Origin of the sequence: Enterobacter sp. Tr-810 (assembly GCF_011752765.1) — a bacterium.
Lineage (GTDB): Bacteria > Pseudomonadota > Gammaproteobacteria > Enterobacterales > Enterobacteriaceae > Enterobacter > Enterobacter soli.
In genome coordinates, this window is record NZ_VWWW01000004.1 from 59000 (window position 1) to 80859 (window position 21860).

The window sequence follows — 21860 nt, forward strand, 5'->3', positions numbered from 1 at the left end:
AATGCTTCAACCCAGATCGCCAAACCGCACTTGCAGCGCGGTAATGGCAGTGAGTGCCGTTGTCTCAGTGCGCAGAACGCGAGGTCCCAACAGAATATCAGTAAACTCGTAACGTGCCGTCATAGCAATTTCGTCAGCGGACAGGCCGCCTTCCGGGCCAATCAACAGGCGAACGCGTTCAACGGGCAGCGGCAGCGTATTAATACTGGCGCTGGCGCGCGGGTGGAGGTTGAGCTTAAGCCCACAGTCCTGTTCAGCGCACCAGTCTTCCAGATCCATCGCCGGGCGGATCTCCGGGATACGGTTGCGGCCACTCTGTTCACAGGCAGCAATGGCAATTTTCTGCCACTGCTGGATCTTTTTGTTCAGACGTTCCGCATCCAGTTTAACGCCACAGCGCTCAGAAAAAAGTGGCGTAATGAGGCTTACACCCAGTTCGATCGATTTCTGGATGGTGAATTCCATCTTTTCACCGCGTGACATCACCTGGCCTAAATGAATATGCAGCGGCGATTCACGGTCATCCACTTCGCCACGCAGCACATTGACGTGCACGCTCTTCTTATCAGCACGGGTGATTTCAGCGTCGAAAACCTGATTTGAGCCGTCGAAAAGCTGGATAGCCTGGCCTGCGCCCATGCGCAGCACGCGGCCAACATGGTTAGCGGCTTCGTCGGACAGGGCGATTTCGCGACCTGCGGTAATCAGTTCAGGGTGGTAGATGCGGGGAATGCGCATAGTCAGAAATTCCGTGTGTCATGCAATGTAAGCGAATTGCCGCTAGTGTAGGTTAGCTCTTTTGCGCCTGGCAAGCGCGCTGGACATAAGGGTTATGATTCCCCTGGGCTTTGGCGATGCGTTCGTCGCGCTGACACTCCCAGTCGGTGACCGGATACTGCTTATCCCAGGCATTAAACAGCTGTGTCTGCTGGCGGGAGAGGGTGAGGTCGTAACGGTCGCGCATATAGAAGTAGGTGCGGGCGATACTGCCGCGCGCACGAGCCGGTGGCTCAGCCACTTTCTCTTTAAAATCTACCTTCATGGCGCACTGTCCGTACTGACCCTCGCCGCCATTCCACTGGCCGTACATAAAGTTGCCGCGATCGCCGTTCACTTCGCCCACCGCCGGTTGCAGGTTGTGCATATCGCTTTCCATCTGGCGATAGACCGGGTCTTTGGCGCAATTTTTACGCCCACCGTCCTGCCAGCACTGGCGCTGATGGCCAAACTGCCATGCCGGGACAACGTGTTCCCATTCGATTCGGCTGGCGCGGTTTTCGTTTTTACGCACTTTATAGCCGCAGGATTCGAGATCAACGACCCCTTTTTTACCCTGCCAGTTAATCTTACAGCCACAGTAGAAATCGCCTGGAACGTCAGCGTTAACCTTTACACCAGCGGTCTTAGCCTGAGAGAAACTGTTGATACCGTCGGCCAGCGTATAGCCTGAGAATGCCGTCGCCAGAAAAGCGACCGCGAGAGAAATAGTACGGGACATCGTTAACTCCGTGTCAAAACGAGCCCGCAACGTAACGAAAGTTGTTCCTGTATGCAATCAGTCAGATCAGGAAAGTTCCTGATTGTTCAATTGATTATTCTGCAACCAGTGGCTCGCCGCACTTGACGCAGCGATAGGTAGCTTCACCGCGTACCACGCGATTATGACGGCGAACAGTCAGCTGATGCTGCTGGCACTGACAGCGGTAGGGAAAGGTATTGCGGCGAACAGACTCAAGCTCGAACTGATGGGTTCTGCGTGCAGGAACGCCAAGTACGGCTTCCATCATCCATTTCCACTCTTTGCCGTGCGGCGCCACGCGCCCAAAGTGTTTCCAGACCAGCAGGTGCGCCAGCTCGTGCGGAACCACTTCATCGATAAACGCCTGCTGGTTTTCCATCATCAGCACCGGGTTCAGACGAATTTCATAAGACTCCAGCCAGGCCGTTCCGGCAGAGGTTCCGCGTTGCTGATAGACGAGCTTAGGTTCCGGGTAATTGCGACCGAGCTTCTGGTTTGCCAGAGCGAGTTTTTCCCGCAGGCTGCGCATCACGGCCTGCTGAATAGCAATGGGAAGACGGGAAGTTTTCATAGGGGCAGAGCATAGAGCTTGCGAAAGGGAGGTGCAAGAGGCACCTCCCCGCAGGCAGGTCAGTCGTGTGCGCCAATCTCGCGCAATGGGCGACCTTTCATCAGGTTACGTTCGATATGTTCCAGCGACACGTGTTTGGTTTCTGGAACCAGCCACACCGTCAGCACAATAAAGAACAGGTTCAGACCAGAGTAAACCCAGAAGGTGTTGGCATTACCCAGGCTATTGAGCATGGTCAGGAAGGTTGCGCCGACAATCATGTTGGCAATCCAGTTGGTTGCGGTAGAGCAGGTGATACCAAAATCGCGCCCTTTCAGCGGCTGGATCTCAGAGCACAGTACCCAAATTAGCGGGCCGGCGCTCATCGCAAAACCGACGATAAACATCAGCAGCATGGCCACGGCAAAGTACTGTGCAGAAGGTGAGTGAATGCCCACATGCATCATTGTACCGAGGACGCCCATCCCCACCGCCATCACCAGGAAGCCCAGGGTTAGCGTTGGTTTGCGTCCCCAGCGGTCAACCAGACCAATGGCGATAAAGGTAGCCAGCACGTTGGTCAGGCCCACGATCACGGTGCCCCACATCTGCTCGGTAGTATTGGTGTAACCCGCCAGCTCAAAGATTTTTGGCGCGTAGTACATGATGACGTTCATCCCGGTGAACTGCTGCATCACCTGAAGGAGTACGCCCAGGAATACGGCGCGGCGGAAGTTGCTGTTCTCTTTGAACAACGCCCAACCAGATTGTTTTACCTTCAGGCTTTCGCGGATCTCTTCCAGTTCATTTTTCGCTTCTGCGCTGGTATCGCGCAGGCGTAACAACACGCGCTCAGCATCCACGAAGCGGCGTTTCGCGGCAAACCAGCGCGGGCTGTCCGGCAGGAAGAACACACCAATCAGCAGCAGGATCGCAGGGATGATAATGACGCCGAGCATCCAGCGCCAGGCGCCGCTGTAGCTGAACGCGGTATCGGAAAGGTAGGCTCCCAGAATACCGATGGTGATCATCAACTGGTACATCGAAATCATGCTGCCACGGATTTTCTCAGGTGCGATTTCTGACAGGTAAAGCGGAGCGGTATAAGAGGCCACACCAACCGCCAGGCCGAGCAGCACGCGGGATACCAGCAGTACTTCTACGTTGGGTGCCGCCGCAGAAAACAGTGAACCGGCCACGAACAGAATAGCGCCGATCATCAGGCTTTTTTTACGGCCCAGTTTGAAGGAGAGCCAGCCGCTGCCGACTGCGCCGACGGCCGCACCGAACATCATGGAGCTTACTACCCATTCCTGAGTGTGGGCGGTTATCTGGAATTCATCGGTGATGAAGGGGAGTGCGCCGGCAATGACGCCGATATCCAGGCCAAAGAGTAATCCTGCCAGGGCGGCGAGGAAGCAGACGAAGAAAGTCATCGCCTTGTTGGACGTACGCCCCTGTTTTTTATTGTCAGGCATTATGCCCTCCAGTTGGGTTATCAGTTTTATCGATGTAAAGGGTAGGTTAGTAGAGCGTAAAAATATGTGAGACAAATCACATTGGTGTAATCGGTTACACTAGTGTGCAGATGTAACTTTAATTAAGACATTGAAAACATAGATATAAATTGAGTGATGCACATCAGATTTGTTTGAATTTCAGACTTAACTGAAATGAAATGTAACAGCAGAGGAAAGGCGATCATGCAAAGAGATTATTCTGAAAGGAGGGTATATTTGGTGTGGTGTAAGCGGTTTCAAACATTGCCGGGTGGCGACTGCGCCTTACCCGGCCTACAGGTACCTCAATACTTGTAGGTCGAGTAAGGCATAGCCGCCACCCGACATAAAAAAGGCCAGCGCGAAGGCTGGCCTGTTTAACGCTGTGAGTCGGTTATTTCAGACCGGCAGCTTCACGCAGCAGAGCGGCTTTGTCGGTTTTTTCCCATGGGAAATGCTCACGACCAAAGTGACCGTACGCAGCGGTTTCTTTGTAGATTGGGTGCAGCAGATCCAGCATCTGAATCAGGCCGTATGGACGCAGGTCGAAGAACTCGCGCACCAGCAGGGTCAGCTGTTCAGAAGGCACTTTTTCAGTACCGAAGGTTTCAACCATGATGGAGGTTGGTTCAGCTACGCCAATTGCGTAGGAAACCTGAATCTCACAACGGTCAGCCAGGCCCGCAGCAACGATGTTTTTCGCAACATAACGTGCAGCGTACGCAGCAGAACGGTCAACTTTAGACGGATCTTTACCAGAGAATGCGCCGCCACCGTGACGCGCCATGCCGCCGTAGGTATCAACGATGATTTTACGACCGGTCAGGCCACAGTCACCCATTGGGCCACCGATAACAAAACGTCCGGTTGGGTTGATGAAGAATTTGGTCGATGCGCTCAGCCACTCGGTAGGCAGAACCGGCTTGATGATCTCTTCCATCACGGCTTCTTGCAGAGATTTCTGATCAATATCTTCGGCGTGCTGAGTGGACAGAACCACGGCATCGATACCGACGATTTTGCCGTCGTCATACTGGAAGGTGACCTGGCTTTTCGCATCCGGGCGCAGCCACGGCAGGGTGCCGTTTTTACGCACTTCAGCCTGACGCTGCACCAGACGGTGTGCGTAGGTCACTGGTGCTGGCATCAGCACGTCAGTTTCGTTGGTTGCATAACCGAACATCAGACCCTGGTCGCCCGCGCCCTGTTCCAGCGGATCGGCACGGTCAACACCCTGGTTGATGTCCGGAGACTGTTTGCCGATTGCGCTCAGTACAGCGCAAGAGTTGGCATCAAAGCCCATATCAGAATGCACATAACCGATTTCACGCACCGTGTTACGGGTGATCTCTTCGATATCAACCCATGCGCTGGTGGTGATCTCACCGCCAACCAGAACCATGCCGGTTTTGACATAGGTTTCACACGCTACGCGCGCTTTAGGATCCTGCTCAAGGATCGCATCCAGCACTGCATCGGAGATTTGGTCAGCAATTTTATCAGGATGTCCTTCTGATACGGACTCGGACGTAAACAGGTGTTTTGCCATGTTTTATTTCACCTAAGAGGAATTTGGTTAGCTCAAGCTGCTGTGTGGAATAGCCATAGGAGATAATTCTACCAAGGCCTGCAGGATTTTGACACTGGCAGTCTGAGTGTTAATCAGTATGGATGGATTAACATCTGGACGTCTATTTTAGGTCACTTCTTCACCCGATTTCCAGTTTTTTTTGACTAAGCTCTCACTGTGTTGAAATCGAAGCTGGAAATATTTCCTGACGGCGCTGGCAACACGCATATTTTTGTTTTGCTTTTTAGCCACCTTCTCGGTATAAAACGCGGCGCGCGGCTCATACAAAAAAAGCGCTCGATGAACTCATCGTGTCGCCACTTCCAGCCGGGTTAAGCAGTGAACTTTTAGCTTTGGCTTGTGGTCCGTTTCAACAGGAGCGGCCGTGGAGGTGATACGAGATAATGAACCATCGTTTTCCGCTAATTCAGCGCAGCCGTTCTGGCGCGCATTTGATTCCCGCAACCCGCATTTCTAGTCTGCAAACCTGCCGATGTTATACCCATCTCGGCGCTTCTCAGGATTCCAGGGCCGGTCACGCTTTGTGAAAACTGAACAAGGGCGCTCTTGTTAATACAAGAGTTTTCTCGTGGTTTCGCCGAACCTTGTCATACAGAGTTCGGATACGTGTTTTACAATGATATGAATAAGAAACCGGTCGCACGGTCAGGATTTCAGCATACTATGCTGGAAAACGGAGCCGTTTATGGGTTGTTATCGCCGTATAACGCTGCGATAGTAGTCAACTGTTTTACACTTAATACAAAGAGTTGAGGTTCGCTATGTCTGACGACATGTCTTCGGTTTCGCCTTCGTCAGCAGGCGAACAGGGTGTACTACGTTCTATGCAGGAGGTTGCGATGAGCTCCCAGGAAGCCAGCAAGATGCTGCGCACTTACAATATTGCCTGGTGGGGCAATAACTATTATGACGTCAACGAACTGGGCCACATCAGCGTTTGCCCGGATCCCGACGTCCCTGAAGCGCGCGTGGATCTCGCCAAACTGGTGAAAGCCCGTGAAGCGCAGGGCCAGCGTTTGCCTGCACTGTTCTGCTTCCCGCAGATCCTGCAACATCGCCTGCGTTCTATTAATGCCGCCTTCAAACGCGCGCGTGAATCGTACGGCTATAAAGGCGACTACTTCCTGGTTTACCCGATCAAGGTAAACCAGCATCGCCGCGTCATTGAATCCCTGATCCACTCTGGCGAACCGCTGGGGCTGGAAGCGGGTTCAAAAGCGGAACTGATGGCTGTTCTGGCACACGCGGGGATGACCCGTTCGGTGATTGTCTGTAACGGCTATAAAGACCGTGAATACATTCGTCTGGCACTGATTGGCGAGAAGATGGGCCACAAGGTCTATCTGGTTATCGAGAAGATGTCCGAAATTGCTATCGTGCTGGAAGAAGCCGAGCGTCTGAACGTGATCCCACGCCTTGGCGTGCGTGCGCGTCTGGCCTCTCAGGGTTCCGGTAAATGGCAGTCTTCCGGCGGCGAAAAATCCAAATTCGGCCTGGCAGCAAACCAGGTTCTGCAACTGGTGGAGATCCTGCGCGAGCGCGGTCGTCTGGACAGCATTCAGTTGCTGCACTTCCACCTCGGTTCGCAGATGGCTAATATCCGCGACATCGCCACGGGTGTGCGTGAATCAGCGCGTTTCTACGTTGAGCTGCATAAACTTGGCGTAAATATTCAGTGCTTCGACGTAGGTGGCGGCCTGGGTGTGGACTATGAAGGTACACGCTCGCAGTCTGACTGCTCTGTGAACTACGGCCTGAACGAATACGCGAACAACATCATCTGGGCAATTGGCGATGCGTGTGAAGAACACGGCTTGCCGCACCCGACGGTGATCACCGAATCGGGCCGCGCGGTGACTGCGCACCATACGGTGCTGGTGTCTAACATTATCGGCGTTGAGCGCAGCGAAACCACCGAAGCGACCCCGCCGTCAGACGATGCCCCGCGTTCCCTGCAAAGCATGTGGGAAACCTGGCAGGAGATGCACGAGCCGGGTACGCGCCGTTCATTGCGCGAATGGCTGCACGACAGCCAGATGGATCTGCATGACATCCACGTCGGTTATTCTTCAGGCACCTTTAGCTTGCAGGAGCGCGCGTGGGCAGAGCAGCTCTATCTGAACATGTGCCATGAAGTGCAGAAACAGCTCGACCCGAGTAACCGCGCGCACCGTCCGATTATCGACGAGTTGCAGGAACGTATGGCGGATAAGATTTACGTCAACTTCTCACTGTTCCAGTCGATGCCGGATGCATGGGGTATTGATCAGCTGTTCCCGGTACTGCCGCTGGAAGGGCTGAACCACGCTCCGGAACGCCGCGCGGTGCTGCTGGATATCACCTGTGACTCAGACGGTGCTATCGATCATTACGTCGATGGTGACGGTATCGCGACCACGATGCCAATGCCGGAATACGACCCGGAGAACCCGCCAATGCTGGGCTTCTTTATGGTCGGTGCGTATCAGGAAATCCTCGGGAACATGCACAACCTGTTCGGTGATACCGAAGCGGTTGACGTGTTTGTCTTCCCTGACGGCAGCGTAGAAGTTGAGTTGTCCGACGAAGGGGACACCGTGGCGGACATGCTGGAATACGTTCAGCTGGATCCGAAAACTCTGCTGACGCAGTTCCGCGATCAGGTGAAAAACACCGGTCTGGACGATGCATTGCAGCAGCAGTTCCTGGAAGAGTTTGAAGCGGGTCTGTACGGGTATACTTATCTGGAAGACGAGTAAGAAAACCTCCCTCTCCCTGTGGGAGAGGGTTGGGGTGAGGGCATCAGACCGCACAATGCCCTATACTCTCTTGAACCCGTATGAATTAACGGCGATAATTCGCCCCAATATGCTATTTACGAATCAATCCCTTCCTCGTCGGGTTTAACGACGCGGAGGGGATTTTTTTTCATCTGTTTTTAATGAATCGACTTTAAAAGAGGTCAGGACATGAGCACTTTAGGTCATCAGTACGATAACTCTCTGGTATCTAACGCGTTTGGTTTTTTACGCCTTCCGATGAACTTCCAGCCATACGATAGCGATGCTGACTGGGTTATCACCGGCGTGCCGTTTGATATGGCCACCTCTGGCCGTGCTGGTGGTCGTCATGGCCCGGCAGCCATTCGTCAGGTATCGACTAACCTGGCCTGGGAGCACAACCGCTTCCCGTGGAACTTCGACATGCGCGAGCGCCTGAACGTGGTCGACTGCGGTGACCTGGTGTACGCCTTTGGCGACGCGCGTGAGATGAGCGAAAAACTCCAGGCGCACGCCGAGAAGCTGCTGGCTGCCGGTAAGCGTATGCTCTCCTTCGGTGGTGACCATTTCGTGACGCTGCCGCTGCTGCGTGCCCATGCGAAACACTTCGGGAAAATGGCGCTGGTGCACTTTGATGCGCATACCGACACCTACGCGAACGGCTGTGAATTTGATCACGGCACCATGTTCTTCACCGCGCCGAACGAAGGCCTGATCGATCCGAACCACTCTGTGCAGATCGGTATTCGTACTGAGTTCGATAAAGACAACGGCTTCACCGTACTGGATGCAGGCCAGGTGAACGATCGTGGCGTGGACGACATCATTGCGCAGGTTAAGCAGATTGTGGGCGATATGCCGGTTTACCTGACCTTCGACATCGACTGCCTGGATCCGGCATTTGCTCCGGGTACCGGTACGCCGGTGATCGGCGGCCTGACGTCTGATCGTGCCATCAAACTGGTGCGTGGCCTGAAAGATTTAAACATCGTGGGTATGGACGTGGTGGAAGTTGCGCCTGCGTACGATCAATCAGAAATCACGGCACTGGCTGCGGCGACGCTGGCACTGGAAATGCTCTACATCCAGGCTGCGAAAAAAGGCGAGTAAGCTTAGCGGTTAAGTAAAAGCCCTCACCAGCAGGTGAGGGCTTTTTTTCGCTTAGAACACGTTAAACGGGTATTCCACATAGACGCGGATTTCGTCCCCGCCCACGTTGTAATCGCTGGCGTTACTGGAAACGCGCAGTACAGAGTAACGCAGTTTCAGTTTCAGATCTTTCGCCGGGCCATCCTGCACCTGGTACTGAACCTGGTTAAACCACTCATGCTCTTTACCGTTGCTGGTTTCTGACGTTTTGATGTTGTCGCCGCGCACGTAAGCGGTGGTCCAGCTCAGGCCCGGTAAGCCGAGTCCTGCAAAGTCCAGCCCGTAAGAAGCCTGCCATGAGCGTTCGTCTTCACCGTTAAAATCAGACCAGTAAGAGTTCGCGAGCCAGATGGTATTACCGCCATCGCCCACGCCACCCTGATCGCGATAGCTGCCATAGTGGTAACCGGTGCTGCCGCTGCTTTGCTGATACGCCACCTTAAAGGTATGAATATCCCAGATATAGCTCGCCGCCATGCTCCAGATAGTGTTGCTGCGACCCGTATCGAGGCTGTCAGCGTAACCTTGATCCAGACGTGAGTTATAGCCGTTAAAGTCGAGAACCAGCTGTTGCCCGGTACTGAACGGTTGTTTAAAGTTCATGCCCAAATACTGCTTGTTCATCACCTCTTCAACGTGAGAAGCGTAAAGTGCGCCGCTGAACTGGTCGTTGAACTGATAACTGGCACCGCCGAAGGAGAGGCTCTTCAGGCCGCTGTCGTGGCGGTCGTCGCTTTTGCGTTGTTCGTCAGTGAAGTAACCCGCATTGACTTCCAGCCCGTCTATCTCTTTAGAAGTCAGCATCGTCCCGGTATAGCTTTCAAACAGCAGGCGGGAGCTGTCGGCATTTACAATTGGAAGCTCAGGACGCTGGTTACCGTAGCTCAGTACGGTATTGGAGATGCGCATTTTGGCGGTCGCGCCAAATTTCGCCAGATCGGATTTTGCACGACCATCGTCTTCCTGTTTGAAGAAGTCGATGCCGCCAGCGCCGCTCTTGCCACGGCCGCCGTCAAGGCGTACGCCGTACTGGGCAATGCCGTCGACGCCAAAACCGACCAGCCCTTCGGTGTAACCAGATGCAAATGTGGCGACGATGCCCTGACCCCATTCGGCTTTATCCTGCTGGCCCTGATGATAGTCACGGCTGATATACGCATTGCGTAAAAACAGATCCAGATGGCTGTCGTCAATAAAACCCTGGCTGTCGGATTGCTGGCTTGCAAAAGCAGGTAATGCGGCAAATAAACTTAAAGCAACTAACGATAATTGTTTTTTCACGGAGGGAACGTCTCTGTCTTGATATATTAATTTGAAAGACTGCGAAGGGATAATTACCGGAAAATTTACCGATTGCAATAATTATGTGAGTAAAGGTTTCAGTGTCTGGATGCTGATGTGGCGCGGCTTGCGGGGGTGTTATCAATATGTGCGGTTAAATTGACAATACGTGCGAAATAAAAAGGAGGCAATATTGCCTCCTTCAAAAATTATTTAATTCCGTCTGCTGCCATACGATCGCGAATATGTTGTGCGCGTTCGGCTGACGCCGGATGATCGTCAAACATTGAGCTTTGGCGTCCCGCTTCCTGTTTTGCCAGTTTTTCAAAGCTGGTGGCTAGCCCTGACGGATTAATGCCGCGTTTGCGCAACAAGTCGTAGGAGTAGTCATCGGCCTCGGATTCCTGACGCTGGGAGAACTGAGAGTTGACCAGTTTTTCACCCATATCGCCAAGCTGAGACTGGGACAGACTGCCGACAATTCCACCCGCGGAGGCCGCTGCGGCGCGAACAGCGTTGGTACCCAGCGCGACCTGCATTCCTTTTTTCACGTGGCCGAGCGCAACGTGACCCATTTCATGGCCGATGACCGCTTCAACTTCGTTGTCATTCATCATGTCCATCAGCCCGCTGTAGACGCGAATACAGCCGTTTGCCATGGCAAATGCGTTAACGTCTTTCGCCATGTAGACCTTGTAGTTCACCGGCTGGCCGTTGATATTGTCGCCCAGAGCGGAGGCTATCTTATTCAGACGCTGCGCGTATGTGCTGCTGGCAGGGGCGATAGTGGCTTTTCCGTCCATATCTTTACAGGCCTGGTCGCTCAGCGCTTTTACCTGTGCATCGCTCAGGGAATACGCCTGAAATGCTTCAGCGCCAGAGGTCATCAGGCCATTAGAATCCATATTCTGACAGCCGCTCAGCAGGAGCGTTGTACCCAGGGCCAGCACAATTGCACGCATTTTCATGATGTTGCTTCCGTACTCGTTAGTCTGAATTTAATCCGAAAAGTGCACCGACCAAAAAGCCAGTGTCGGGCTAAGTATAAGGAAGATATACGGTAGCGGGCGAGCGGATTGCGCAACATGCGAGCATGATCCAGAGATTTCTTAAGCGGCAAAAGAATGCTCCATGTACATGCCTTGTCGCTTGGGTTACATTGTTGGCACTTTTTTCCGGCGTAGCCCAAAACGCGCTGTCGTCAAGGGCATGGCCTTTAACAGTCCGATCTGGAGTTAAAATGTCCTCACGTAAAGAGCTTGCTAATGCTATTCGTGCGCTGAGCATGGACGCAGTACAGAAAGCCAAATCCGGCCACCCGGGCGCCCCTATGGGTATGGCTGATATCGCCGAAGTCCTGTGGCGTGATTTCCTGAACCACAACCCGCAGAACCCGGCCTGGGCTGACCGCGACCGTTTCGTACTGTCTAACGGCCACGGCTCAATGCTGATCTACAGCCTGCTGCACCTCACTGGCTATGACCTGCCAATCGAAGAGCTGAAAAACTTCCGTCAGCTGCACTCCAAAACCCCGGGTCACCCGGAAGTGGGTTACACCGCTGGCGTAGAAACCACTACCGGCCCGCTGGGTCAGGGTATTGCTAACGCCGTAGGTATGGCGATTGCCGAGAAGACGCTGGCAGCACAGTTCAACCGTCCTGGCCACGACATCGTGGACCACTTCACCTATGCGTTCATGGGCGACGGCTGCATGATGGAAGGCATTTCTCACGAAGTGTGCTCCCTGGCAGGTACCCTGAAACTGGGCAAACTGGTTGCGTTCTATGACGACAACGGTATTTCCATCGATGGTCACGTCGAAGGCTGGTTCACTGATGATACCGCAGCACGTTTCGAAGCCTACGGCTGGCACGTGGTGCGTGGCGTTGACGGTCACGATGCTGACTCGATTAAACGCGCAGTAGAAGAAGCTCGTGCTGTGACTGACAAACCGTCCCTGCTGATGTGCAAAACCATCATCGGCTTCGGTTCTCCGAACAAAGCGGGTACCCACGACTCCCACGGTGCGCCACTGGGTGACGCGGAAATCGCACTGACTCGTGAAGCACTGGGCTGGAACCACCCGGCATTCGAAATCCCGTCTGACATCTATGCGCAGTGGGATGCGAAAGAAGCCGGTCAGGTGAAAGAAGCGGCCTGGAACGAGAAGTTCGCGGCGTACGCGAAAGCCTTCCCGCAGGAAGCAGCTGAATTCACCCGTCGTATGAAAGGTGACATGCCTTCTGATTTCGACGCGAAAGCGAACGAGTTCATCGCGAAACTCCAGGCTAACCCGTCCAAAATCGCCAGCCGTAAAGCGTCCCAGAATGCGATCGAAGCATTCGGCCCTCTGCTGCCGGAATTCCTGGGCGGCTCCGCTGACCTGGCACCATCGAACCTGACTATCTGGTCTGGTTCTAAAGCGATCAACGAAGATACTGCCGGTAACTACATCCATTACGGTGTACGTGAATTCGGTATGACCGCGATTGCGAACGGTATCTCCCTGCACGGTGGTTTCCTGCCGTACACCTCTACCTTCCTGATGTTCGTTGAATATGCACGTAACGCCGTGCGTATGGCTGCGCTGATGAAACAGCGTCAGGTGATGGTCTACACCCATGACTCCATCGGTCTGGGCGAAGATGGCCCGACTCACCAGCCGGTAGAGCAGGTGGCTTCCCTGCGTGTGACCCCGAACATGTCTACATGGCGCCCATGTGACCAGGTTGAATCTGCAGTAGCGTGGAAATACGGTGTTGAGCGTCAGGACGGCCCGACCGCACTGATCCTCTCCCGTCAGAACCTGGCACAGCAGGATCGTACCGAAGAGCAGCTGGCGAACATCGCCCGCGGTGGTTACGTGCTGAAAGACTGCGCTGGCCAGCCAGAGCTTATCTTCATCGCGACTGGTTCAGAAGTTGAGCTGGCTGTAGCGGCCTGGGACAAACTGTCTGCCGAAGGCGTTAAAGCGCGCGTGGTTTCCATGCCGTCTACCGACGCGTTCGACAAGCAAGATGCGGCCTATCGTGAATCCGTACTGCCTAAAGCGGTTTCCGCTCGCGTGGCAGTGGAAGCAGGTATCGCTGACTACTGGTTCAAATACGTTGGCCTGAATGGCGCTATCGTCGGTATGACCACCTTCGGTGAGTCTGCACCGGCAGAGCTGCTGTTCGAAGAGTTCGGCTTCACTGTAGAGAACGTTGTCGCGAAAGCGAAAGAACTGCTGTAATTGCTGGTTGGGTGCGGGCTGGTGCCCTCACCCCGGCCCTCTCCCACGGGAGAGGGTGCAAACGCTAAAAACGGTAACCCTGGGGTTACCGTTTTGCTTTCACCACGCCACCCGGCTTTTTTGTATGCACTATTCCTCTGGCATGTAACATCACTGTAAATTATTCCATCGAAAGTGTGACGCAAGTCATATAGCTCGCTTATACATCTGGACAGACATTCCTTTTATTCCCCGATTCGCTTATTCTAGCTGAAGCGTTTCAGTCGATTAAATGTTCGACAATTGACCAATCAATCGCAGTTTGTGACAGGCAAGGATTCCCCTTCGGGCGTAGCTGGATTACTCTTTCAGCCACCTCAAACCCAGGGATAGCTTTGCAGGAGATCTATGACCGTACGCGTAGCGATTAATGGCTTCGGTCGCATCGGGCGTAACGTGGTTCGTGCTTTATATGAATCCGGGCGTCGTGCGGAAATGACCGTGGTGGCAATCAATGAACTGGCGGATGCCACGGGCATGGCGCATTTATTGAAATACGACACCAGTCATGGCCGCTTTGCCTGGGATGTTCGCCAGGAAAGAGATCAGCTTTTTGTTGGTGACGATGCGATTCGCGTACTGCATGAGAGCAGCATCGAAGAGTTGCCGTGGCGCGAGCTGGGTGTGGATGTAGTGCTGGACTGCACCGGCGTGTACGGCAACCGTGAACACGGCGAAGCGCATCTGGCAGCAGGCGCGAAAAAAGTCCTGTTTTCTCATCCCGGCAGTAACGACCTCGACGCGACAGTCGTGTTTGGCGTCAACCAGCATGAGCTGCAAGCTGAACACCGTATTGTTTCCAACGCCTCCTGTACCACCAACTGCATTATTCCGGTCATCAAACTGTTAGACGATGCGTATGGCATTGAATCCGGCACCGTGACCACGATTCACTCCGCCATGCACGATCAGCAGGTTATCGACGCCTATCACCCGGACTTACGACGCACTCGCGCGGCGAGCCAGTCGATCATTCCGGTGGATACGAAGCTTGCAGCAGGGATTACCCGTATTTTCCCGCAGTTTAACGACCGTTTTGAAGCCATTGCCGTGCGTGTCCCGACGATTAACGTCACCGCAATTGACCTCAGTGTAACGGTGAAAAAACCGGTAAAAGCCTGTGAAGTCAACCTGTTGCTGCAAAAAGCGGCACAGGGTGCATTTCATGGTATAGTTGACTATACGGAATTGCCGTTGGTCTCAGTAGATTTTAACCACGACCCGCACAGCGCCATTGTTGATGGCACTCAAACGCGAGTCAGTGGCGCACACCTTATCAAGACGCTGGTCTGGTGTGATAACGAATGGGGCTTTGCTAACCGAATGCTCGACACCACGTTAGCAATGGCCGCTCAAGGTTTCAGGTAAGACGCATCGTGCGTCTGCAAAACTTTAAGAATCAACGAGAGGATTCACCATGTCTGTAATTAAGATGACCGATCTGGATCTGGCTGGTAAACGCGTTTTCATCCGTGCTGATCTGAACGTACCGGTTAAAGATGGTAAAGTGACCAGCGACGCGCGTATCCGTGCATCCCTGCCAACCATCGAACTGGCACTGAAGCAAGGTGCAAAAGTGATGGTAACCTCCCACCTGGGTCGTCCAACTGAAGGCGAGTACAACGAAGAGTTCTCTCTGCTGCCAGTTGTTAATTACCTGAAAGACAAACTATCCAACCCGGTTCGCCTGGTTAAAGATTACCTGGACGGCGTTGAAGTGGCTGCCGGTGAACTGGTTGTTCTGGAAAACGTTCGCTTCAACAAAGGCGAGAAGAAAGACGACGAAGCACTGTCCAAAAAATACGCTGCACTGTGCGACGTATTCGTGATGGATGCATTCGGTACTGCTCACCGTGCTCAGGCTTCTACCCACGGTATCGGTAAATTCGCAGACGTAGCCTGTGCAGGTCCTCTGCTGGCTGACGAACTGGAAGCACTGGGTAAAGCGCTGAAAGAGCCAGCTCGCCCAATGGTGGCTATCGTTGGTGGTTCTAAAGTTTCTACCAAACTGACCGTTCTGGATTCCCTGTCTAAAATCGCTGACCAGCTGATCGTTGGCGGTGGTATCGCGAACACCTTCGTTGCCGCTCAGGGCCACAATGTGGGTAAATCTCTGTACGAAGCAGACCTGGTTGACGAAGCGAAACGCCTGCTGACCACCTGTGATATCCCGGTTCCAACTGACGTTCGTGTTGCAACTGAGTTCTCTGAAACAGCAACCGCTACCCTGAAATCTGTAAACGACATCAAAGATGAAGAGCAGATTCTGGATCTGGGCGATGTTTCTGCACAGAAACTGGCTGAAATCCTGAAAAACGCAAAAACTATCCTGTGGAACGGTCCTGTTGGTGTGTTCGAATTCCCGAACTTCCGTAAAGGTACTGAAATCGTTGCTAACGCAATCGCAGACAGCGAAGCGTTCTCAATCGCAGGCGGCGGTGACACGCTGGCAGCTATCGACCTGTTCGGTATCGCTGACAAAATCTCCTACATCTCCACTGGTGGCGGCGCATTCCTCGAATTCGTGGAAGGCAAAGTACTGCCAGCAGTAGCAATGCTCGAAGAGCGCGCTAAGAAGTAAGCCATTTAAGGGCAGGGAAACCTGCCCAATTTTCAGCGCGCTTTAGGGCACGCACCTCTTTCCAAGGCCGAAGATACAGGACTCGTAACATGTCTAAAATTTTTGATTTCGTAAAACCTGGCGTGATCACTGGTGATGACGTTCAGAAAGTGTTCCAGGTAGCTAAAGAGAACAATTTTGCTCTGCCAGCAGTTAACTGCGTAGGTACCGACTCCATCAACGCCGTTCTGGAAACCGCTGCAAAAGTTAAAGCGCCGGTAATCGTACAGTTCTCTAACGGTGGTGCTGCGTTCATCGCAGGTAAAGGCGTGAAAACTGACGTTCCTCAGGGCGCTGCAATCCTGGGTGCTATCTCTGGTGCGCACCACGTTCACCAGATGGCTGAGCACTACGGTGTTCCAGTTATCCTGCACACCGACCACTGCGCGAAGAAACTGCTGCCATGGATCGACGGTCTGCTGGACGCTGGTGAGAAACACTTCGCGGCAACCGGTAAACCACTGTTCTCTTCTCACATGATCGACCTGTCTGAAGAGTCACTGCACGAAAACATCGAAATCTGCTCTAAATACCTGGCGCGCATGGCCAAAATGGACATGACTCTGGAAATCGAACTGGGTTGCACCGGCGGTGAAGAAGACGGCGTGGACAACAGCCACATGGACGCTTCTGCACTGTACACCCAGCCAGAAGACGTTGATTACGCATACACCGAGCTGAGCAAAATCAGTCCACGCTTCACTATCGCAGCGTCCTTCGGTAACGTGCACGGCGTTTACAAACCAGGTAACGTGGTTCTGACCCCAACTATCCTGCGTGATTCTCAGGAATACGTTTCTAAGAAACACAACCTGCCGCACAACAGCCTGAACTTCGTATTCCACGGTGGTTCCGGTTCTTCTGCTCAGGAAATCAAAGACTCCGTAAGCTACGGCGTAGTGAAAATGAACATCGATACCGACACCCAATGGGCAACCTGGGACGGTATCCTGCAATACTACAAAACCAACGAAGCTTACCTGCAAGGCCAGCTGGGCAACCCGAAAGGCGAAGACCAGCCGAACAAGAAATACTACGATCCACGCGTATGGCTGCGTGCTGCACAGACTTCAATGATTACTCGTCTGGAGCAGGCATTCAAAGAGCTGAACGCGGTTGACGTTCTGTAATTTGAGTCGCTAAACGCCTCAGAAAGGTCCGCAAATGCGGGCCTTTTTTTATGGCTTTTCAATGGCCTGCTGGTCTGTTTTTTGTGATCTGTTTGGCAATATTTGTCCTTTTTGTTTACCCTTTACTGACCTGCCTGTCTCCATGGGGGATGGATTTTGTGTATTGGTTTAACAAAAGGAAGAATAAATGGAACAACTCGATGTTGTAGACAGCATCAATAACGCCGGTACCTGGCTTGTGCGCAACCAGGAGTTACTGCTGAGTTATGCCGTTAACATCGTTGCGGCAATTGCGATTATCATTGTCGGGATGATCGTGGCACGGATCGTGTCAAACACCGTTAATCGCGTGATGGTGGCGCGAAACATTGATGCTACGGTTGCCGATTTCCTCTCTGCACTGGTGCGCTATGGGATTATTGCCTTTACCCTGATTGCCGCCCTGGGGCGTGTCGGTGTGCAAACGGCATCGGTCATCGCAGTGCTGGGTGCCGCAGGTCTGGCCATTGGTCTGGCGTTGCAGGGATCGCTGTCGAACCTCGCCGCAGGCGTGCTTCTGGTGACCTTCCGTCCATTCCGCTCTGGCGAATATGTTGATTTGGGTGGTATTGCCGGAACTGTGCTCCAGGTGCAGATCTTCTCCACCACCATGCGTACCGTCGACGGTCGTATTGTAGTGGTACCGAACGGTAAAATTATCGCGGGTAACATTATCAACTTCTCCCGCGAGCCGGTGCGCCGTAATGAGCTGGTGGTAAGCGTGGCGTATGATTCGGATATCGATCAGGTGAAGTCGCTGATTACTAACATCATTGCCTCTGACGATCGCATCCTGAAAGACAAAGAGCAGACGGTACGCCTGAACGAGCTGGGTGCGTCATCCATCAACTTCGTGGTGCGTATCTGGAGCAAAAGCAGCGATCTGCAAAACGTTTACTGGGATGTTCTGGAACGCATCAAGCGTGACTTTGACGCCAATGGCATTAGCTTCCCGTACCCGCAGATGGACGTGAACGTTAAGAAAGTGAAAGAAGTAGAATAACGCCACCTGTAGGCCCGGTAAGCGCTAGCGCCACCGGGCTTTACTTTCATAAGCGCTGCTAATCCCCAATTAATATTATCAATTTCCTCTAATGTCGCTCTCGCAGTATAGTCTGCTCCCAGGACAATTTTGTGAGATTGAAGTCATGTTAGCCTATTATTTTCAAGGCCTTGCGTTAGGCGCGGCCATGATCCTTCCGCTCGGCCCCCAGAATGCATTCGTGATGAATCAGGGCATTCGCCGTCAGTACCATCTGATGATTGCGCTGTTGTGCGCGTTAAGTGATTTGCTGCTGATTTGCGCCGGAATTTTTGGCGGTAGCGCACTGCTGATGCAGTCTCCCTGGCTGCTGGCGCTGGTCACCTGGGGTGGCGTAGCGTTTCTGCTGTGGTACGGTTTCGGCGCGCTGAAAACCGCCATGAGTAGCAATCTTGAATTAGCCACGGCCGAGGTCATGAAACAGGGGCGCTGGAAGATTATCGTCACCATGCTGGCGGTCACCTGGCTTAATCCGCATGTGTATCTCGATACCTTTGTCGTCCTGGGCAGCCTGGGCGGGCAGTTGGATGTCGAGCCAAAACGCTGGTTTGCGCTTGGCACGGTCAGCGCCTCTTTCTTGTGGTTCTTCGGTCTGGCGATACTGGCGGCGTGGCTGGCCCCGCGTCTGCGCACGGCAAAAGCACAGCGCATCATTAACACGCTGGTGGGGGTCGTGATGTGGATTATCGCTTTCCAGCTGGCAAAAGACGGTATTCAGCATGTACAGGGTTTACTCAACTAAGTGTTGTCTTATGGACAACTGAACAAGACCCGCTAAGCTTGCTGGCATGTGCCCTGTTGATAGGGCACTCTTCGCAACATGGAGGAATGACAGTGAAGTTTAAAGTGATGGCCCTGGCGGCATTAGTAAGTTTAGGCGCGGTATCGGTTCAGGCGAATGAATTGCCTGCTGGCCCGCACATTGTGACTTCAGGCACGGCAAGTGTAGATGCCGTCCCGGATGTGGCAACGCTGGCAATCGAAGTAAATGTGGCCGCAAAAGATGCCGCTTCTGCCAAAAAACAGGCAGACGATCGTGTTGCGCAATATCTCTCCTTCCTCGAACAGAATGGTGTCGCGAAAAAGGATATCAACTCCGCAAACCTGCGCACCCAGCCTGATTACGACTACCAGAACGGCAAAAGTATTCTGAAAGGCTACCGCGCGGTGCGTACCGTTGAGGTCACGCTGCGTCAGCTCGATAAGCTTAATTCATTACTGGATGGCGCGCTGAAAGCGGGTCTGAACGAAATCCGTTCTGTCTCACTGGGCGTTGCGCAACCTGAAAAATACAAAGACGAGGCGCGCAAAGCGGCCATTGATGATGCAATTCATCAGGCGCAGCAGCTGGCTTCAGGGTTTAACAGCAAACTTGGCCCAGTGTATAGCGTGCGTTACCACGTCTCTAACTACCAGCCAAGCCCGATGGTTCGGATGATGAAGGCCGATGCTGCGCCGGTTTCTGCTCAGGAAACTTACGAGCAGCCGACTATCCAGTTCGACGATCAGGTTGATGTGGTATTTGAGCTGGAACCCACTCAAAAATCCACTCAGTAAACCAGTAGGCCGGGTAAGCGCTAGCGCCACCCGGCGTATTTTTTTAATCCTGCCTCAACACCTTATGCCCGAATGCCAGCAGTGCATCTGTTACGTTGCGCATCATGCGGCTTTCCGGCGCAAAACGGTGCCAGTAAAGCATCCGGCGCTGGTACAGCCCCGGCGTTAAATCGATAAGCTCACCGCTTTTTAACTCTTTCTCAATTTGCAGATGCGGGATCATGCAGCAGGTGGTTCCCTGACGTGCGAGCTGCACAAAGGCTTCGGACGAGTTCACAATGTGGCACGGCACGCTGCCAGGCGGCAGGTCGAAGTTTTGTTGCAGGAAGGCCTGATGCATATCATCAAGATGGTCGAACGCAACGGCCGGGGCTTTAAGCAGCGCTGCGCGGGTAACGCCATTCGGGAAGTAGCGTTCTGCGAAAGCCTTCGACCCCACAAACAGATAATCCAGCGCACCGAGCTGATCCACAAGGCAGCTTGGCAGCGCTTGCGGCTGAATACTGACGGCACCCACCACTTCACCGCGACGCAGGCGTTCCTGAGTGCGGGTTTCATCTTCTACCTGTAAATTCAGGCGAATAGGGGAGTCGGCCAGTACCGGTGCAAGCGCCGGCAACAGCCAGGTTGCCAGACTGTCGGCGTTCACCGCCAGCGACAGCAGCAGCGGCGTAGAGCCGGTCTGTTCGTCACCCAGCCATTCATCTTCCAGCAGTTCAACCTGGCGCAGCAGAGCGAGGAGCTTCTGGCCTTGTTCCGTTGGGCGAGGCGGGACGGTACGCACCAGCAGCGGTTGCCCGAACATGTTTTCAAGCTGTTTGATACGTTGTGAGACGGCGGATTGAGTGATGCACAGCTTTTGCGCTGCGCGCTCAAAACCTCGTTCACGAATAACCGCATCAAGTGCCTGTAGTGTTCTGTAGTCCGGACGTTTCATTGCTCTGGCTTACTCCTGAAATGTGCTTATTCAGCACTATGACACAAATTTACGTTTGATACAGACGAAATGCACCCACATCGGATCTGTCAGGGCTTTGCGCGGTTATGTGATAGTGGTCACAGGGACATTTCCCGCTTACGTGTTCTATAATGCGCCCTGAGTTTTCACACCACAGGCAAAAAGATCATGACGCAGGATGAACTGAAAAAAGCAGTAGGATGGGCCGCTCTCCAGTACGTGCAACCGGGAACGATTGTCGGTGTCGGCACGGGCTCTACAGCGGCGCACTTTATCGATGCGCTGGGCACGATGAAAGGGCAGATCGAGGGCGCAGTATCCAGCTCCGATGCTTCCACGGAAAAGCTGAAAAGCCTTGGCATTACCGTTTTTGACCTGAACGAAGTGGATCGCCTGGGGATCTACGTTGACGGCGCTGATGAGATCAACGGCCACATGCAGATGATCAAAGGCGGCGGCGCGGCGCTGACGCGTGAGAAGATCATCGCTTCTGTTGCGGATAAATTTATCTGTATCGCGGATGCCTCTAAACAGGTCGATATTCTGGGCAAATTCCCGCTGCCAGTCGAAGTGATCCCAATGGCACGCAGCGCAGTGGCACGTGAACTAGTGAAGCTGGGTGGCCGCCCGGAATACCGTCAGGGTGTTGTGACTGACAACGGTAACGTGATCCTGGATGTGCACGGTCTGGAAATTCTGGATGCCATTGCGCTGGAAAATGCCATCAATGGCCTTCCAGGCGTAGTCACCGTAGGGTTATTCGCCAACCGTGGCGCGGATGTCGCGCTGATCGGTACGGCTGACGGCGTGAAAACCATCGTGAAATGATCTGACGGGGGGAGCACTCCCCCCGCTAAAAAATTTTTGAAAGCTAAATTCGGTGACTTGTGTCACG

19 protein-coding genes and 1 pseudogene are annotated in these 21860 nt (G+C 53.5%); 12 read left to right on the plus strand and 8 right to left on the minus strand.

Annotated elements, in window-relative coordinates; genetic code table 11:
* Window positions 1-6: 6 nt before the first annotated feature.
* The 5 genes from rsmE to metK form a co-directional block, all read right to left on the minus strand.
* Window positions 7-738 (minus strand): 16S rRNA (uracil(1498)-N(3))-methyltransferase, encoded by a 732-nt coding sequence (gene rsmE / locus F3J30_RS13090; protein WP_166717522.1) that lies wholly within the window; start codon window positions 736-738, stop codon window positions 7-9.
* Between the two features lie 52 nt (window positions 739-790).
* A complete protein-coding gene (gene endA, locus F3J30_RS13095) occupies window positions 791-1498 on the minus strand; it encodes a deoxyribonuclease I (protein ID WP_166717523.1) in 708 nt (235 codons plus the stop codon).
* 94 nt (window positions 1499-1592) lie between these two features.
* Window positions 1593-2090, minus strand: coding sequence for a SprT family zinc-dependent metalloprotease (locus tag F3J30_RS13100; protein WP_166717524.1), 498 nt, complete (start codon window positions 2088-2090; stop codon window positions 1593-1595).
* Window positions 2091-2149: 59 nt separating this feature from the next.
* Window positions 2150-3547 carry a galactose/proton symporter gene (gene galP / locus F3J30_RS13105; protein WP_014071690.1) on the minus strand — a complete coding sequence of 466 codons (1398 nt, stop codon included), beginning with the start codon at window positions 3545-3547 and terminating at the stop codon, window positions 2150-2152.
* Between the two features lie 415 nt (window positions 3548-3962).
* Window positions 3963-5117, minus strand: coding sequence for a methionine adenosyltransferase (metK, locus tag F3J30_RS13110; protein WP_014071689.1), 1155 nt, complete (start codon window positions 5115-5117; stop codon window positions 3963-3965).
* 479 nt (window positions 5118-5596) lie between these two features.
* On the opposite strand from metK, the pseudogene F3J30_RS22715 reads away from it, so the two are divergent.
* The 4 genes and pseudogenes from F3J30_RS22715 to speB all read left to right on the plus strand — a co-directional run.
* Window positions 5597-5686 (plus strand): annotated as a pseudogene (locus F3J30_RS22715) (hypothetical protein); the annotation flags it as partial.
* 94 nt (window positions 5687-5780) lie between these two features.
* Window positions 5781-5912, plus strand: coding sequence for an acid stress response protein YqgB (gene yqgB / locus F3J30_RS13120; RefSeq protein WP_166717525.1), 132 nt, complete (start codon window positions 5781-5783; stop codon window positions 5910-5912).
* Window positions 5913-5920: 8 nt separating this feature from the next.
* Window positions 5921-7897 carry a biosynthetic arginine decarboxylase gene (gene speA / locus F3J30_RS13125; RefSeq protein ID WP_014071687.1) on the plus strand — a complete coding sequence of 659 codons (1977 nt, stop codon included), beginning with the start codon at window positions 5921-5923 and terminating at the stop codon, window positions 7895-7897.
* A gap of 210 nt (window positions 7898-8107) precedes the next feature.
* Window positions 8108-9028, plus strand: coding sequence for an agmatinase (speB, locus tag F3J30_RS13130; protein ID WP_014071686.1), 921 nt, complete (start codon window positions 8108-8110; stop codon window positions 9026-9028).
* Window positions 9029-9079: 51 nt separating this feature from the next.
* Here the strand turns inward: speB and F3J30_RS13135 are convergent, their stop codons facing one another.
* The gene (locus F3J30_RS13135; protein WP_014071685.1) at window positions 9080-10348 is read right to left on the minus strand and encodes an OprD family outer membrane porin; all 1269 of its coding nucleotides are present in this window, start codon (window positions 10346-10348) and stop codon (window positions 9080-9082) included.
* Window positions 10349-10557: 209 nt separating this feature from the next.
* On the minus strand, window positions 10558-11316 hold the full coding sequence (locus F3J30_RS13140) for a M48 family metallopeptidase (RefSeq protein WP_166717526.1): 759 nt from the start codon (window positions 11314-11316) through the stop codon (window positions 10558-10560).
* Between the two features lie 272 nt (window positions 11317-11588).
* Here F3J30_RS13140 and tkt point away from each other — a divergent pair, with 272 nt between their 5' ends.
* The 7 genes from tkt to F3J30_RS13175 all read left to right on the plus strand — a co-directional run bounded on the left by tkt (window position 11589) and on the right by F3J30_RS13175 (window position 20007).
* Window positions 11589-13580, plus strand: coding sequence for a transketolase (gene tkt / locus F3J30_RS13145; RefSeq protein ID WP_014071683.1), 1992 nt, complete (start codon window positions 11589-11591; stop codon window positions 13578-13580).
* 387 nt (window positions 13581-13967) lie between these two features.
* On the plus strand, window positions 13968-14987 hold the full coding sequence (gene epd / locus F3J30_RS13150; RefSeq protein ID WP_166717527.1) for an erythrose-4-phosphate dehydrogenase: 1020 nt from the start codon (window positions 13968-13970) through the stop codon (window positions 14985-14987).
* A 49-nt stretch (window positions 14988-15036) separates the two neighbouring features.
* Window positions 15037-16200 carry a phosphoglycerate kinase gene (pgk, locus tag F3J30_RS13155; protein WP_134348805.1) on the plus strand — a complete coding sequence of 388 codons (1164 nt, stop codon included), beginning with the start codon at window positions 15037-15039 and terminating at the stop codon, window positions 16198-16200.
* A gap of 89 nt (window positions 16201-16289) precedes the next feature.
* Entirely contained in the window at window positions 16290-17369 is a 1080-nt protein-coding gene (gene fbaA / locus F3J30_RS13160; protein WP_014071680.1) for a class II fructose-bisphosphate aldolase, read from the plus strand.
* Between the two features lie 187 nt (window positions 17370-17556).
* The gene (gene mscS / locus F3J30_RS13165; RefSeq protein WP_166717528.1) at window positions 17557-18411 is read left to right on the plus strand and encodes a small-conductance mechanosensitive channel MscS; all 855 of its coding nucleotides are present in this window, start codon (window positions 17557-17559) and stop codon (window positions 18409-18411) included.
* A 145-nt stretch (window positions 18412-18556) separates the two neighbouring features.
* Window positions 18557-19192, plus strand: coding sequence for an arginine exporter ArgO (argO, locus tag F3J30_RS13170; RefSeq protein ID WP_166717529.1), 636 nt, complete (start codon window positions 18557-18559; stop codon window positions 19190-19192).
* A 92-nt stretch (window positions 19193-19284) separates the two neighbouring features.
* Complete coding sequence (locus F3J30_RS13175; RefSeq protein ID WP_166717712.1) at window positions 19285-20007, plus strand: oxidative stress defense protein; 723 nt, start codon at window positions 19285-19287, stop codon at window positions 20005-20007.
* A 43-nt stretch (window positions 20008-20050) separates the two neighbouring features.
* Here the strand turns inward: F3J30_RS13175 and argP are convergent, their stop codons facing one another.
* A complete protein-coding gene (gene argP, locus F3J30_RS13180; RefSeq protein WP_003860089.1) occupies window positions 20051-20944 on the minus strand; it encodes a DNA-binding transcriptional regulator ArgP in 894 nt (297 codons plus the stop codon).
* Between the two features lie 189 nt (window positions 20945-21133).
* On the opposite strand from argP, the gene rpiA reads away from it, so the two are divergent.
* Window positions 21134-21793, plus strand: a complete 660-nt coding sequence (rpiA, locus tag F3J30_RS13185) for a ribose-5-phosphate isomerase RpiA (RefSeq protein ID WP_014071676.1) — start codon at window positions 21134-21136, stop codon at window positions 21791-21793.
* The last annotated feature ends 67 nt before the right edge of the window (window positions 21794-21860 follow it).

Excerpts from the sequence above, each read along its gene's own strand:
- metK (WP_014071689.1), bottom strand. The coding sequence starts at position 5,117 with ATGGCAAAACACCTGTTTACGTCCGAGTCCGTATCAGAAGGACATCCT.
- rsmE (WP_166717522.1), bottom strand. The coding sequence starts at position 738 with ATGCGCATTCCCCGCATCTACCACCCTGAACTGATTACCGCAGGTCGC.
- endA (WP_166717523.1), bottom strand. The coding sequence starts at position 1,498 with ATGTCCCGTACTATTTCTCTCGCGGTCGCTTTTCTGGCGACGGCATTC.
- yqgB (WP_166717525.1), top strand. The coding sequence starts at position 5,781 with ATGAATAAGAAACCGGTCGCACGGTCAGGATTTCAGCATACTATGCTG.
- epd (WP_166717527.1), top strand. The coding sequence starts at position 13,968 with ATGACCGTACGCGTAGCGATTAATGGCTTCGGTCGCATCGGGCGTAAC.
- fbaA (WP_014071680.1), top strand. The coding sequence starts at position 16,290 with ATGTCTAAAATTTTTGATTTCGTAAAACCTGGCGTGATCACTGGTGAT.
- tkt (WP_014071683.1), top strand. The coding sequence starts at position 11,589 with ATGTCCTCACGTAAAGAGCTTGCTAATGCTATTCGTGCGCTGAGCATG.
- argO (WP_166717529.1), top strand. The coding sequence starts at position 18,557 with ATGTTAGCCTATTATTTTCAAGGCCTTGCGTTAGGCGCGGCCATGATC.
- galP (WP_014071690.1), bottom strand. The coding sequence starts at position 3,547 with ATGCCTGACAATAAAAAACAGGGGCGTACGTCCAACAAGGCGATGACT.
- argP (WP_003860089.1), bottom strand. The coding sequence starts at position 20,944 with ATGAAACGTCCGGACTACAGAACACTACAGGCACTTGATGCGGTTATT.
- F3J30_RS13140 (WP_166717526.1), bottom strand. The coding sequence starts at position 11,316 with ATGAAAATGCGTGCAATTGTGCTGGCCCTGGGTACAACGCTCCTGCTG.
- speB (WP_014071686.1), top strand. The coding sequence starts at position 8,108 with ATGAGCACTTTAGGTCATCAGTACGATAACTCTCTGGTATCTAACGCG.
- speA (WP_014071687.1), top strand. The coding sequence starts at position 5,921 with ATGTCTGACGACATGTCTTCGGTTTCGCCTTCGTCAGCAGGCGAACAG.
- F3J30_RS13100 (WP_166717524.1), bottom strand. The coding sequence starts at position 2,090 with ATGAAAACTTCCCGTCTTCCCATTGCTATTCAGCAGGCCGTGATGCGC.
- mscS (WP_166717528.1), top strand. The coding sequence starts at position 17,557 with ATGGAACAACTCGATGTTGTAGACAGCATCAATAACGCCGGTACCTGG.
- pgk (WP_134348805.1), top strand. The coding sequence starts at position 15,037 with ATGTCTGTAATTAAGATGACCGATCTGGATCTGGCTGGTAAACGCGTT.
- rpiA (WP_014071676.1), top strand. The coding sequence starts at position 21,134 with ATGACGCAGGATGAACTGAAAAAAGCAGTAGGATGGGCCGCTCTCCAG.